General features: G+C 61.7%; 1 protein-coding gene. It reads left to right on the forward strand.

All coding sequences use genetic code 11. From position 1 onward, the window contains the following. A partial coding sequence (locus AAIL68_RS17485) for an IS66 family transposase (protein ID WP_347141061.1) occupies positions 1–772 on the forward strand: 772 nt, incomplete at its 5' end. Positions 773–802 lie beyond the last annotated feature (30 nt).

Here is an 802-nt window from a genome sequence, read left to right on the forward strand (position 1 = left end):
GTCGGGCAAGACCGGAAAGGCCCATACCGCCCGACTGTGGAGCTATGTTCGCGATGAACGTCCATGGTGCGGGCAAGCGCCTCCCTGTGCCTGGTATCAGTTCAGCACGGATCGCAAGGGCGCCCACCCCGCGACCCACATCAAGGGCTACACAGGCATTGTGCATGCAGACGGGTTCACCGGCTTCAACGGACTGTTCGGCCCGGGCCTGGCCAGCGAGCAGGCCTGCATGGTCCACGTCCGCCGCAAGTTCGTGGATGCCTTCGAACGCGAGGGATCGGCCATCGCCAGGCAAACCATCGAGCGGATTGCCCAACTCTACGCCGTCGAAAAGGATGCCCGATACACGTCGCCGGAAGAGCGTGTCGCCCTGAGGCAGGCGCGGGCAAAGCCCCTCTTCGATGAGCTGGAAACCTGGCTGGCGCTGCAACTGCCGAAAATATCGGGCAAGACCAAGCTGGCCGAGGCCATTCGTTACGCGCTCGGCCGCATGCCAAAGGCGCGAGCCTATCTCGAAAACGGCCAGCTGGAGCTGGACAACAACATTTGCGAGCGGTCGATCAGGCCCGTGACTCTCGGAAGAAAGAACTACCTCTTCATGGGGTCCGAAGGCGGCGGCAAGGCCGCAGCCATTGCCTATACGCTTATCGAAACCTGCCGGATGAACGGTGTCGACCCCGAGGCATGGCTCACCTGGGTGCTGACCCACATCGCCGATCACAAGATCAATCGCATCGACGAACTCCTGCCTTGGAGATGGCAGAAAGCCTGAAAATCAAGGGCAGTCACGCCGGACGGATAC

The sequence above is a fragment of the Paracoccus sp. SSK6 genome, assembly GCF_039770665.1.
In the GTDB taxonomy this organism is placed as follows: Bacteria; Pseudomonadota; Alphaproteobacteria; order Rhodobacterales; family Rhodobacteraceae; genus Paracoccus.